The 12,745-nt window shown below is 61.5% G+C and carries 11 protein-coding genes; 7 read left to right on the top strand and 4 right to left on the bottom strand.

The window, feature by feature from the left end:
- Positions 1 to 35 precede the first annotated feature (35 nt).
- The 5 genes from pta (at position 36) to GV827_RS05330 (ending at position 6,330) form a co-directional block, all read left to right on the top strand.
- Positions 36 to 1,043: a phosphate acetyltransferase gene (gene pta / locus GV827_RS05350; RefSeq protein WP_164352654.1), complete on the top strand. Its 1,008-nt coding sequence runs from the start codon at positions 36 to 38 to the stop codon at positions 1,041 to 1,043.
- Positions 1,036 to 1,794 (top strand): sulfite exporter TauE/SafE family protein, encoded by a 759-nt coding sequence (locus tag GV827_RS05345; protein ID WP_164352653.1) that lies wholly within the window; start codon positions 1,036 to 1,038, stop codon positions 1,792 to 1,794. The genes pta and GV827_RS05345 overlap by 8 nt, the downstream gene beginning before the upstream one ends.
- A gap of 21 nt (positions 1,795 to 1,815) precedes the next feature.
- Positions 1,816 to 4,629 carry a molybdopterin oxidoreductase family protein gene (locus GV827_RS05340; protein WP_164352652.1) on the top strand — a complete coding sequence of 938 codons (2,814 nt, stop codon included), beginning with the start codon at positions 1,816 to 1,818 and terminating at the stop codon, positions 4,627 to 4,629.
- 76 nt (positions 4,630 to 4,705) lie between these two features.
- Complete coding sequence (locus GV827_RS05335) at positions 4,706 to 5,455, top strand: 4Fe-4S dicluster domain-containing protein (RefSeq protein ID WP_164352651.1); 750 nt, start codon at positions 4,706 to 4,708, stop codon at positions 5,453 to 5,455.
- Positions 5,455 to 6,330 carry a dimethyl sulfoxide reductase anchor subunit family protein gene (locus GV827_RS05330; protein ID WP_164352650.1) on the top strand — a complete coding sequence of 292 codons (876 nt, stop codon included), beginning with the start codon at positions 5,455 to 5,457 and terminating at the stop codon, positions 6,328 to 6,330. Before GV827_RS05335 ends, GV827_RS05330 begins: the two co-directional genes overlap by 1 nt.
- A gap of 77 nt (positions 6,331 to 6,407) precedes the next feature.
- On the opposite strand, the gene dapA is transcribed toward GV827_RS05330, so the two are convergent.
- Complete coding sequence (gene dapA / locus GV827_RS05325) at positions 6,408 to 7,283, bottom strand: 4-hydroxy-tetrahydrodipicolinate synthase (protein ID WP_164352649.1); 876 nt, start codon at positions 7,281 to 7,283, stop codon at positions 6,408 to 6,410.
- A 135-nt stretch (positions 7,284 to 7,418) separates the two neighbouring features.
- On the opposite strand from dapA, the gene GV827_RS05320 reads away from it, so the two are divergent.
- Positions 7,419 to 9,383, top strand: a complete 1,965-nt coding sequence (locus tag GV827_RS05320; RefSeq protein WP_164352648.1) for a lytic transglycosylase domain-containing protein — start codon at positions 7,419 to 7,421, stop codon at positions 9,381 to 9,383.
- Here the strand turns inward: GV827_RS05320 and GV827_RS05315 are convergent.
- A complete protein-coding gene (locus GV827_RS05315; protein WP_164352647.1) occupies positions 9,339 to 10,217 on the bottom strand; it encodes a DMT family transporter in 879 nt (292 codons plus the stop codon). The two genes, GV827_RS05320 and GV827_RS05315, sit on opposite strands and share 45 nt — an antisense overlap.
- Positions 10,214 to 10,888 (bottom strand): tRNA (5-methylaminomethyl-2-thiouridine)(34)-methyltransferase MnmD, encoded by a 675-nt coding sequence (gene mnmD / locus GV827_RS05310; protein ID WP_164352646.1) that lies wholly within the window; start codon positions 10,886 to 10,888, stop codon positions 10,214 to 10,216. The genes GV827_RS05315 and mnmD overlap by 4 nt, the downstream gene beginning before the upstream one ends.
- Before the next feature lie 53 nt (positions 10,889 to 10,941).
- Here mnmD and GV827_RS05305 point away from each other — a divergent pair, with 53 nt between their 5' ends.
- Positions 10,942 to 11,979 carry an NAD(P)/FAD-dependent oxidoreductase gene (locus GV827_RS05305; RefSeq protein WP_164352645.1) on the top strand — a complete coding sequence of 346 codons (1,038 nt, stop codon included), beginning with the start codon at positions 10,942 to 10,944 and terminating at the stop codon, positions 11,977 to 11,979.
- On the opposite strand, the gene GV827_RS05300 is transcribed toward GV827_RS05305, so the two are convergent.
- A complete protein-coding gene (locus GV827_RS05300) occupies positions 11,976 to 12,731 on the bottom strand; it encodes an FAS1-like dehydratase domain-containing protein (RefSeq protein WP_235930240.1) in 756 nt (251 codons plus the stop codon). The two genes, GV827_RS05305 and GV827_RS05300, sit on opposite strands and share 4 nt — an antisense overlap.
- Positions 12,732 to 12,745: the final 14 nt, after the last annotated feature.

The raw sequence follows: 12,745 nt of genomic DNA, 5'->3' as shown, positions 1-12,745 counted from the left end.
GTGCCATCCCAGCACCCACATAAAAAGGACGTGCCATGACCATATTGCAGGAGCTTCGCGCTCGCGCCGCGTCAAGGCCCGCCCACATCGTTCTCAGCGAAGGCCACGATCCCCGGATCGTGGCCGGCGCACTTGAGGCAACGCGCGCGGGAGTTGCCCGGATCACACTGGTGGGCCCTCAGGCAGAGGTACAAGATCTTCTTGCCAAGGCCGGTGCGTCCACCAGCGATGACATTGCCATTCAAGACCCGGCGACATCCGCTTTAACGGCCGAAGTCGCACAGAGATATTTTGATCTGCGCAAACACAAGGGCATCCGCGAAGACTACGCTGCGGAACAGGCGCGCGATGTGCTGGTCTTTGCCGCTATGATGATCCGCAATGGCCACGCCGATGGTACAGTCGGCGGTGCCGTTCACACCACCTCCGATACAGTCCGCGCCGCCTTGCAGGTGATCGGCAAGGCCAAGGATGCGCCGCTGGTTTCCAGCTTTTTCCTGATGGCATTGCCAGAAGGGCACGCTTCGGGCCGCAGGACGCTGACATTTGGCGATTGCGGTCTGGTCATCGATCCAGATGCAAATGAACTCGCCGCCATCGCAGCCGCCTCTGCTGCATCCCACCAGAAACTGCTGGGCGAGGTGCCCAAGGTGGCGCTGCTGAGCTTTTCGACCATGGGCAGTGCAAAACATCCCAGCGTCACCAAAGTGGCCGAAGCTGCCCGTATCCTGAAGGATACCCATCCCGACCTCGCCTCTGATGGTGAGATGCAGTTCGACGCGGCTTTTGTCCCCTCTGTCGGGGCGTCCAAAGCGCCCGGTTCTGCTGTTGCAGGCCATGCCAACGTCATGATCTTCCCCAACCTCGACGCGGGCAACATCGGCTATAAAATCGCCCAGCGCATCGGTGGGGCCGAGGCAATTGGCCCGGTACTACAGGGGCTCAACAAACCCGCCAATGACCTGTCGCGCGGCTGCGACGCGGAAGACGTTCTGAACATGATCGCAGTGACCGTTCTTCAAGCGAACGCGAGTGATGGCTGATCTATGGTCGCTTTTGCCTGTCGCACCAGCCGATACCGCACTTTTGGTGGCAATCCTGTTCGCCGCCGGACTGGTCCGCGGGTTTTCGGGCTTTGCACTCTCGGCTCTCGTTATGGCCTCTGCTGCCAGCTTCATCGCGCCTATCCTGCTGATCCCGATCCTGTGGTTTCAGGAAATGGCTGCGAGCCTTTTGATGGCGCGCGGCGGCTGGCGCGACGCGGACAGGCGACGCGCGGCGTTGCTGGTGATCGGCAACTGGGTGGGCTGGCCGCTTGGCCTGTGGATGACCGTCAGCCTGCCGGTGGCAGCGTCCAGCCGGATCTCGCTGAGCGTCATTCTGGTGCTTGCCGCCCTGCAACTGCTCAAGATCAGCATCCCGGCGCTGGCCAACCGTGCGGGTACACTGGTCGCGGGCTTCGTGGCCGGTATCGTGTCCGGGGTCGCTCATGTGGGCGGCATGGTCGTCGCCCTCTACGTGCTCAGCCAGAACGACACAGCGCGTTCCATGCGTGGGACACTTGTGCTCTACCTCTTTATCGGATCACTCGGGTCGCTGGTGTACTTGTTCTCATTCGGCGTGATGACCCTCGCTGCGGCGCAGAGTGCCATCATGCTGGTGCCAATAACCATTATTGGCGTATGGCTGGGTACCAAGCTCTTCAATCCCCGGTGGGAACCTTACTACAAACCTTTCTGCCTGTGTCTCCTGATCGGGCTTGCAGCACTCTCGCTGCTGCGCAGCCTCATTTGAACTGAAAAAGGACCGAACCGCATGAACCAGCCCAAGCTGAACCTGTCGCCCAAGGTCTCTGATGAGGTCCGCAAGACAACCTGTTACATGTGCGCCTGTCGCTGCGGGATCAATGTGCACCTCAAGGACGGCAAGGTCGCCTATATCGAGGGCAACCGCGATCACCCGGTCAACCAAGGCGTCCTCTGCGCCAAAGGGTCTGCGGGGATCATGCAACACAACGCGCCCTCCCGGCTAAAGGCGCCGTTGAAGCGCGTCGGCCCACGTGGATCAGGCGAGTTTGAAGAGATCAGCTGGGACGAGGCCTATGACATCACCTGCAAGTGGCTCAAGCCGATCCGGGAAGAAAACCCCGAGAAACTCGCGTTCTTCACCGGTCGCGACCAGTCACAGTCTTTCACGTCCTTCTGGGCGCAAAATTTCGGCACGCCCAACTATGCAGCCCACGGCGGCTTTTGCTCGGTCAACATGGCCGCCGCAGGCATTTACACGATAGGCGGCGCGTTCTGGGAGTTCGGCCAGCCGGATTGGGATCACACAAAGCTGTTCATGCTCTTCGGCGTGGCCGAGGATCATGACAGCAACCCGATCAAGATGGGGATTGGCAAGATCAAGGGGCGCGGCGCACGGGTGATCGGGGTGAACCCCATCCGCACCGGCTATAACGCCGTGGCCGATGATTGGGTTGGCATCACACCGGGCACCGATGGTCTGTTCATCCTGTCGATGATCCATTGCCTGATGAAGGCGGGCAAGATCGACCTGAATTACCTCGCCCAATACACCGACGCGCCGGTGCTGCTGAACGAAGATCCCAAGTCGCCCGAATACGGCCTCTATATGCGCGACAAGGATGGCAAGCAGTTGGTGATCGACCGTGAAACCGGCAAGCTGACGCCCTACGATCAGCCCGGCGTGAAGCCCGACCTCTCCGCCACCCACCGCGCCAAGGGCGTGACGCATCGCCCCGTCTTCCACCGCATGGCCGAGATGTACCTTTCGGACGACTATGCGCCCGAGGCGGTCGCGGAACGCTGCGGTATCCCCGCCAAGCGCATTCGCGCGATCGCGGCGGAACTGGCCCGCGTCGCATTCGAGGAAGCTTTCGAACTTGACCACGAATGGACCGACTTCCGCGGCGAGAAACACAAGACTATGACCGGCCGCCCGGTGTCGTTCCACGCCATGCGCGGCATCTCGGCCCATGCCAACGGCTTTCAGACCTGCCGCGCCCTGCACACGCTGCAAATCCTGCTGGGCACGGTCGAGGTTCCCGGCGGCTTCCGCTTCAAACCGCCCTACCCAAAGCCCGCGACCGCGCACCCTAAACCGCACGTGGGACTCACGCCCGGCGCACCACTGAACGGCCCTCACTTGGGCTTTGTCCACGGACCCGAGGACCTGGCGCTCAAGGAAGACGGCACGCCTGCCCGCATCGACAAGGCCTACACCTGGGAAAACCCCATGTCGGCCCACGGGCTGATGCACATGGTGATCTCGAACGCCCATGCGGGCGATCCCTACAAGATCGACACGCTGTTCATGTACATGGCGAACATGTCGTGGAACTCCTCCATGAATACCGGCGGCGTGATGGAGATGCTGACGGACAAGGATGAGAACGGCGATTACGTCATCCCGCACATCATTTATTCCGACGCCTATTCATCCGAGATGGTGGCCTACGCCGACCTGATCCTGCCAGATACCACCTACCTTGAACGCCACGACTGTATCTCTCTCCTCGACCGCCCCATCTGCGAGGCGGACGCGGTAGCGGATGCCATCCGCTGGCCGGTGGTGGAGCCAGACCGCAACGTCAAAGGCTTCCAGTCCGCGCTCTGCGATCTGGGCGCGCGGCTGGGCCTGCCGGGCTTTACAAACGAGGACGGCAGCCAGAAATACGCCGATTACGCCGATTACATCATCAACCACGAACGCCGCCCCGGAATTGGGCCGCTGGCAGGTTGGCGCATGGGCGACAAGGGCCTGCAATCGGGGCGCGGCGGCGTGAACGCCGCGCAGATTGACAGCTACATCAAGAACGGCGGCTTCTTCGTCGAACACATCCCCGACGGGTCAAACTACTACAAGCCGTGGAACACCGCCTATCAGTCATGGGCCGTGGACATGGGTCTCTACGACAGCCCGCAACCCTATCTCTTTTCCCTTTACGTAGAGCCGATGCGCAAGTTCCAGCTTGCCGCCGAAGGCCATGGCGAGCGGCAGCCGCCCGACCATCTGCGCCAGCGGATCAAGGACACGATGTCGCCCTTGCCGATCTGGTATGAAACAGACCAGCAGGGCAACGAAGGCTATACCATCACCGCGCTCACCCAGCGCCCGATGGCGATGTATCACTCCTGGGGCTCCCAGAACGCATGGCTGCGCCAGCTCCACGGCCATAACCCGCTCTATCTGCCGACCAAGCTGATGCGCGAGAATGATCTCAAGGACGGCGACTGGGCGCGCGTGTCCTCGCCGCATGGCGAAATCACGGTACCCGTCATGGAAATGGCCGCGCTGAACGAAAACACCGTCTGGACCTGGAACGCCATCGGCAAACGCAAGGGGGCCTGGGCGCTCGACAAGGACGCACCCGAGGCCACCAGGGGCTTCCTGCTTAATCACCTGATCCACGAGTTGCTGCCGCCAAAGGGCGACGGTTTGCGCTGGGCCAACTCCGACCCGATCACTGGACAGGCCGCCTGGTTCGACCTCAAGGTCCGCATCGAAAAGGCGCAGGCGCCCAGGGAATCCCGCCCCGAATATCCGCCCATCAAATCCCCCGTTGGCCAGGGCCCGGACAAACTCGCATGGAAGGTAGGCGAATGACGCTCGCTTCATCTTTCCATTACAATTCCGGGGTCTGGGGCAGAGCCCCAGTCAACACCAGCAAGGAGCGCCACCCATGACGTCTCTTCCCGCAAGCACCGAAAAGAAACTCGGCCTTGTCATCGACCTTGACACCTGTGTCGGTTGCCACGCCTGCGTGATCTCCTGCAAAGGCTGGAACACCGAGAACTACGGCGCGCCGTTGTCAGACACCGATCCCTACGGGGCGGAGCCCTCGGGCACCTTCCTCAACCGCGTCCACAGCTACGAGGTGCAGCCCGCGCAAGGCGAGGCGCAGCTCATCCACTTCCCCAAGTCCTGCCTGCATTGCGAGGATGCGCCCTGCGTCACGGTCTGCCCGACCGGTGCCAGCTACAAGCGGGTCGAGGATGGCATCGTGCTGGTCAACGAAAGCGACTGCATCGGCTGTGGCCTCTGCGCATGGGCCTGTCCCTATGGCGCACGCGAGATGGACCAGCTTGAAGGCGTGATGAAGAAATGCACCCTCTGCGTGGACCGTATTTACAATGAAAACCTGCCCGAAGAAGACCGCCAGCCCGCCTGCGTGCGCACCTGCCCGGCAGGCGCGCGGCATTTTGGCGATCTGGGCGATCCTGACAGTGACGTCAGCCAACTGGTCGCCGAACGTGGCGGTGTTGACCTGATGCCGGAACAAGGCACCAAGCCTGTGAACAAATACCTGCCCCCGCGCCCCAAGGACGCCTTGCCGGAATTCGATGTGCTGGCCCCCTTCCTTGAACCGGTAGTAGACGCAGAGCCCAAGGGTTTCCTTGGCTGGCTCGACAAAGCTCTGGAGAAAATCTGATGCATCCGGCACCTTCTGTCATCTTCTTCTCTACCTTCTCGGGTCTTGGGTTTGGTCTTCTGTTCTGGCTGGGTTTCGGCTTTCCGGCGGTTACGGGCTGGACCGCCTTTGCCTTTTTCACCATCGCCTACATCCTTGCGGTGGGCGGTCTGATCTCGTCTACCTTCCACCTCGGTCACCCTGAACGGGCGCTCAAGGCTTTCACCCAATGGCGCACAAGCTGGCTGAGCCGCGAAGGCTGGTGTGCGGTCGTAGCGCTTGTTCTGATGGCACTTTACGGCGCGGGACTGGTGTTTTTTGACCAAAGGTGGACGTTGCTGGGGATCATTGGCGCACTTTTCTCACTAGCAACGGTTTTCACGACCTCGATGATATACGCGCAGCTCAAGACGATTCCGCGCTGGAACCAGCTGCCCCTGACACCGGCCTATTTCCTGTCGCTCAGCATCGCTGGCGGCGCACTGATGGCGGGCCAGATCACTTGGGCCGTCGTGCTGTTGGTCATCGCAGGTGCCATTCAGATCGCCACCTGGCTGATGGGGGACAAGGCGCTGGAAAATTCCGGCACCGATATGGCCAGCGCAACGCAGCTGGGAAATATCGGCACGGTCCGGGCGTTTGAACCCCCACACACCGGGACCAATTACCTGCTGCGCGAATTCGTGCATGTGGTGGGGCGCAAGCATGCGCAAAAACTGCGCATCATTGCGCTGGGGCTGATGATCATCGCGCCCGTGGTGCTGCTGTTGCTGCCCTTCAACCACTTCCTTGCACTGATCGCTGTCGTGGCCCACGTGGCAGGCGTGCTGACGTCGCGCTGGCTGTTCTTTGCCGAAGCCGAGCATGTCGTCGGCCTTTACTACGGCAAACGCTAAAGACCCCACAAACAGAAAACGGGTAACCCGCGGGTTACCCGTTAAGCGTGTATTAGGGTTTTAAAGGGCTGTCCGGATCAGTTCAGCAACCCTGCATGGCGCAGCGCGTCATCAACCAGCGCTTTCGTCTCATCCGACAGGCCGGTCAACGGCAGGCGCACCTCATCCGAACACAGGTCGAGCTTCGACATCGCGTATTTCACGCCAACAAGGCCCGGCTCGGTAAAGATGGCCTTGTGCAGCGGCATCAGACGGTCCTGAATTTCAAGCGCCTTTGCGTAATCGCCAGCCGCACAATGGGCCTGCATCTCGGCCAGCGGCTTGGGGGCCACGTTTGCGGTCACGGAAATACAGCCGACCCCGCCTTGCGCGTTAAAGCCATGTGCCGTCGGATCTTCTCCTGACAGCTGTACGAAATCCTTGCCGCAAGTCATGCGCTGCATCGACACGCGGGCCAGATCGCCGGTGGCATCCTTGACGCCGACAATGCGCGGCAGCTTGGCAAGTTCACCCATTGTCGCCGGGGTCATGTCGATCACGGAACGGGGTGGAATGTTGTAGATGATGATCGGCAATTCGCAGGCATCGTGAATGGCCGTAAAATGGGCGATCAGACCGCGCTGCGTGGGCTTGTTGTAATAGGGTGTGACCACGAGGATCGCGTCCGCGCCGACAGATTCCGCATGCCGGGCCAACCGGATCGATTCGACCGTATTGTTGGAACCGGCGCCCGCGATCACCGGAATACGGCCAGCGGCAGCCTTGACGACCTCTTCCACGACGATCTCATGCTCGCGGTGCGACAGGGTAGGAGATTCGCCCGTGGTGCCAACCGGAACCAGCCCGTTTGAGCCTTCTCCGATGTGCCATTCGACGAGTTTTTTCAGCGTCTCCAGATCCAGCTCGCCGTTGCGAAACGGCGTGACGAGGGCAGGCAGTGAGCCTTTGAACATGTGCACGCTCCTTTATTGTGCTGGCCGGCGGAATACCGGTCGGGGACGATGAAGAGACAGGCTTGTGATTTGATTGCGCTGTCCCATGCGATATGTTGCAAGGCTCTAGCCCCAAGGTCACAGGAATTGCAAGCGATGACACGGATTCTGGCCGTTTTAGCAGTTGTTTTTATGTCCGCGCTGAGCGCATCCGCCGAACGCCCCCGCCCCTTGGGCTGGGCGTTGGAGGCGATGCGGGCAGGCAGTTGGGACGGGGCCGCCCGGATTGCGGCGCGCGACGGGCAGGTTGCCGCCGATGTGATCGAATGGCATCGTTTGCGTGCGGGGCGGGGCACCTATGCCGAAGCACGTGCCTTTCTGGACCGTCGCCGCGACTGGCCTGGAGAAGCCTATCTGCGCAAGCAAACCGAAGATGCGGTGATCGAGGAAGACGATGCCGCGATCCTGTCTTTTTTTGCAGAAATGCCGCCCCAAACACCGCGTGGCGTACTGGGCCATGCGGCAGCCCTCGTCCGGGCGGATCAGGTCGGCGAAGCCAAGGCTGATCTTGTTCTCGCATGGCGGACCATGCCGATGGATGCCGAAACGCAGGACGTGTATTTGGCTGCGCACGAGGATTTGCTGAAACCGCACCATCAGGCGCGGCTGGACGCCATGCTATGGGAGCAAGAACACGAAGCGGCCCGCCAAATGTACGATCTGGTCAGCAAAGAAGAAAAGGCGCTTGCTGAGACGCGGATCGCGTTGCAGCGGCGGTCAGGCGGTGTGAATGCGATGATCAACGGCTTGGCTCCCGCGCAGGCCGCAAGCGCGGGCCTGCAACATGATCGGTTTGAGTGGCGCATTCGCGCGGGCCTGGTGGACGACGCCAAGGCGCTGCTGCTGGAGCGCTCTATCAGTGCTGACGCCCTTGGACGCCCCGAAGCATGGGCCAACCGCCGCCGCGCCCTCGCCCGCGGAGAGATGCGCTCAGGCGATCCGCAAAAGGCTTACCTGATGGCCTCGCAACACTTTCTTGAAAGCGGATCGCATTACGCTGATCTGGAGTGGCTATCGGGATACATCGCGTTGCGGTTCTTGGATGATCCCGAAGCTGCCTATCAGCACTTCCTGAATCACGACAACGCGGTTCAATCCCCAATCTCGCAAGGTCGCGCAGGATACTGGCAGGGGCGCGCGCTTGAGGCGTTGGGCAAGCCGGACGAGGCGCAAAAGGCCTATGCGATGGGGGCCCAGTTCCAGACGTCATTTTACGGCCTTCTGGCCGCGGAACGCGCTGGTTTGCCTTTCGACATGTCTTTGACCGGGGCTGCGCCGGATGTAGATTGGCGCACCTCACCGCTGGTCAACGATCCGCTTTTCGAAGCCGGGTTGCTGTTGCAGGCGTCAGGGGAACTGAGCCTTGCCGAACGGTTCTGGTCACACCTTGCTGATCAACTTGTGCCCGAAGATCTTGCCCTGCTGGGACAGGCTGCCATCGATATTGAACAGCCCCACGCCGCTGTCATGATCGGCAAACGCGCTGCACGACGGGGGCTGACCATTGCTGCACCCTATTACGCCTTGCATCCGCTGGCAGGGCGCAAGCTGCCGATGGCCCCCGAAATGACACTGGCCATTGCACGGCGGGAAAGCGAATTTGATCCGGTAGTGCAAAGCCCCGTGGGCGCGCGTGGCCTGATGCAGATCATGCCCGCCACCGCACGGGATGTGGCAACTGATCTGGGGATCATTGCGCTGCACACCACCGACAGGCTGACCGCTGATCCGGATTACAATGCGCGGCTTGGGGCGGAATACCTCAGCCAGATGGCGGGCCGGTTCGATGGCAACGTCGTGATGGTGTCAGCCGCCTACAATGCAGGCCCCGCGCGCCCGCCTCGCTGGATCAGCGATTATGGTGATCCGCGAAAGGGCGACATCGACATTGTGGACTGGGTCGAAATGGTGCCATTCCGCGAAACGCAAAACTACATCATGCGCGTCACAGAAAGCCTGCCCGTCTACCGGGCGCGTCTGGGCAAGAAGCCCCTACCGATTCCGTTCTCGCAGGAACTAATTGGCGACACGCTGAAGCCGTTCGCGCCAGAAGGTGAATAGCCCCGCCGCCACGATGATGGCGGCGCCAATGGCGACATTCAGGCGGACCGTTTCTGCAAATAAGCTGATCCCGATGATCGCGGCAAAGACCAATTGCAGATAGGCAAAGGGCTGCACCGCGCTGGCCTCCGCGACCTCGTAGCATTTGATCAACAGCCAATGCCCCGTGACGCCTGTGATGCACAGACACCCCATGAACAACCAGTCTGTCGGCGTCATCGGCTCCCAGAACCACAGGCCAACGATTGTCATCGCAACAGCGCCGACGGTCCCGGTCCAGAAAAAGCTGGTCGCGGTGGTATCGGCGCGCGCAACGTAGCGCGTCAGCAAGCCGTAAATCGCGAACATCGCAGCGGCCAGCAAGGGGATAGCAGCGGCGGGGTCAAAGACGCTCATACCCGGTTGCAGGATGATCAGCACACCGATGAACCCCACGCCAATCGCAGACCACCGTCGCCAACCCACACGCTCGCCCAGCACCGGGCCGGACAGCGCCGCCACCAGCAGCGGATAGCACGTAAAGACAGCATGGCTTTCGACAAGGCCGAGGATGGTGAAGGCAACGACCATCACGCAGATTTCCGATGCCAGCAAAAGACCGCGCACCGCCTGAATGATGGGTTGGGATGTCTGTGCGGCGACGCGAATGCCACCGGCCTTGCGCCGGGCGATGGTGATGACGAAGGCGGCAAAGAACCAATAGCGGATCATCACGACCATCAGCACGTTGTATTCCGCCGCAAGATGGCGCGACAGCCCGTCCTGCACCGCGAAAACAAAGGTCGTAGCGACCATCAGGCCGATACCAAGGGGGATGTTATTGCTTTGGCTCATGAGGGCATCCGGGCACGTGTCATATGCCTTTTGCGTCCGTAGCCTGCGACCCGCTCAACCACGAAGCCCGCGTCTGCAAGGGACCGGCGGACGAACCCGGCAGCGGTATAGGTGGCGGCAGTGCCTCCGGAGACGCAGTGCCTGCCAACTTCGGCCAAGAGATCATCCGACCAAAGCTCGGGGTTCTTGGCAGGAGAGAACCCATCCAGGAACCAGGCGTCCGCCGACCCGGTCCAACGTGGCAGCGTCTGCCGCGCATCGCCGATGACGATCTCGGCTGACAATCCGGGCAGATCGATCCGCCGCCCTTGCCCCGTCCATGCCGCAGTCAGCAGATCGCGCCGCCCGTCAAACGCCGGAAACGCCCGATGCGCGCGGGCCATGTCGTCGGCGCTCATCGGGAATGCCTCGAAACTGGTAAAGTTCAGGTTGCCGCTCTGCCCCGATTGCACCCAAGCGTCCCAAACGACCAGAAGGTTCAGCCCCGTTCCAAAGCCAAGTTCGGCAACCTGGAAACCGGGGCGAAAGCGCGCGGGCAGGTCGTTTCCGTCAAGAAATACATGCCGCGTTTCGCCAACGCCGTTTTCAAGGCTGAAGAACGGATCGTCAAAGCGAGAGGAGACGGGCACATCGCCTTCGCGCCACAGGATCTGATCTGACTGGTTCTGCATCCCGCTACCGCGTATGGAAGGTTTGGTGCAAGCAATGCGCGAAGGAGAAAGCCTTGGCAAGCGTCGATCTTGTGGTTCGCGGGGCGGGTATCTTTGGACTGTCCATCGCATGGGTCGCCGCGCAACGCGGCGCGCGGGTGATGGTGGTAGACCCCCACGGTCCGGCAGCGGGCAGCAGCGGCGGCATCGTCGGCGCATTGGCACCGCATGTGCCCGAGAACTGGAACGCCAAGAAGGCCTTTCAGCTCGACAGTCTGCTGATGGCGCAGGACTTCTGGAACGAGGTCGAGAGTGCGGGGGGCGGCACGTCAGGGTATGCCCGGAAGGGTCGGCTGCAACCTGTTCAGGACGATCACGCATTGTCTCTGGCGCGGCAGCGGGCAGAGACAGCACAGGCGCTTTGGCAGGATCATGCTATTTGGGAAGTGGTCAAGGCGACAGGCGCGGATTGGGAACCGCTAAGCCCGACCGGCTTTTTGATCCGCGACAGCCTCAGCGCCTTGGTCCATCCACGAAAGGGATGCGACGCGCTGGTCAGGGCGCTGGCATCTAAAGGGATCAATGTCACGCCGGAGGCAGAGGCACATGTGCCAACCGTCTGGGCAACCGGCGTTGCCGGGCTGGAAGAGATGACCGCCCGCCACACCCGCAGTGTTGGAGCCGGGGTCAAGGGACAGGCCGCGTTGTTGCGCCATGATGCCAGCGGTGCGCCGCAGATTTTTGCAGGTGGCGTGCATGTCATCCCCCATGGCGACGGCACGGTCGCCATCGGGTCAACGTCAGAGCGTGACTATACCTCAGCCAGCACAACGGATGCACAATTGGACGCTGTCATCGACGCCGCCCGCACCGCAGTGCCTGTATTGGCCGAGGCAGACGTCATCGACCGTTGGGCAGGTGTGCGCCCAAGATCGCGCAGCCGGGCGCCAATGCTGGGGGCATGGCCGGACAGACCCGGTCATTTCATCGCCAACGGCGGCTTCAAGATCGGTTTCGGCATGGCCCCGAAAGTAGCGCAGGTGATGGCCGATCTGGCGTTGGAAGGTATAGACCATATCCCGCAAGGGTTCAGGGTCGAGGACAACCTTTAGACACTTGCCGCCATGCATTGCCGGCCATCCGGTCCACGCACCCAAAGGTCACGATCCTTTAGACAGAGCGTTGCTGTCTCGAAATGCATCAGCGGTGCGTTGGCGCGAAACTGGAAGGTCTCGAGCGGGCCAAGGTGTTTTTCAGCCATCAGCATCAACAGCTGCGCCAGCAACGGGCCATGCACCACAAGCCCGCCATAGCCTTCGATGTCACGCGCATAATCGAGGTCGTAGTGGATGCGGTGCCCGTTGAACGTCAGCGCTGAATAGCGAAACAGCAGGGTTGAGGAAAAGCTGACCTCTTCTGAATGCGTCTCATCTATGCGTGCGACCGGGGCCTCGGGTTTGATGGCATCGCGTGACGGATCTTCGCGGTAGACCAGATCCTGCCACTCCGTCAAACACTGCACGCCTGACTGATGCACCTCGTGGCGCAGGGTGACAAAGCCAAGGGGCCCGGACCGGCCTTCCTTGCGGGCGTGTCTTTCGCAGACGGTGCTGCGCGTTGCAGGCGTTCCGGCACGCAGTGGTGCGTGAAACGCCAGCCGTCCTGCAGCCCACATGCGTCGGGGCAGCCCCATGTCAGGGATCAGCCCACCCACCTTGGGATGGCCGTCGCGGCCCAATTGGGCCGGTGGTTCCGGCGTCCAGAAGTAGAGTTGGTGAAAGAAAGGTGGCAGCGCCGCGCCTTCGGCGATGTTGCCGGGCTGACCCAGTGCGACGCGAAAGGCGTTTGCGCGAGCAGGATCCATCACATCGCTTTGAC

It is taken from the genome of Sulfitobacter sediminilitoris (assembly GCF_010667575.1).
In the GTDB taxonomy this organism is placed as follows: Bacteria; Pseudomonadota; Alphaproteobacteria; order Rhodobacterales; family Rhodobacteraceae; genus Sulfitobacter; species Sulfitobacter sediminilitoris.
The sequence above is the reverse complement of the archived record's forward strand: the minus strand, read 5'-3'. Positions and strand labels throughout refer to the sequence as shown.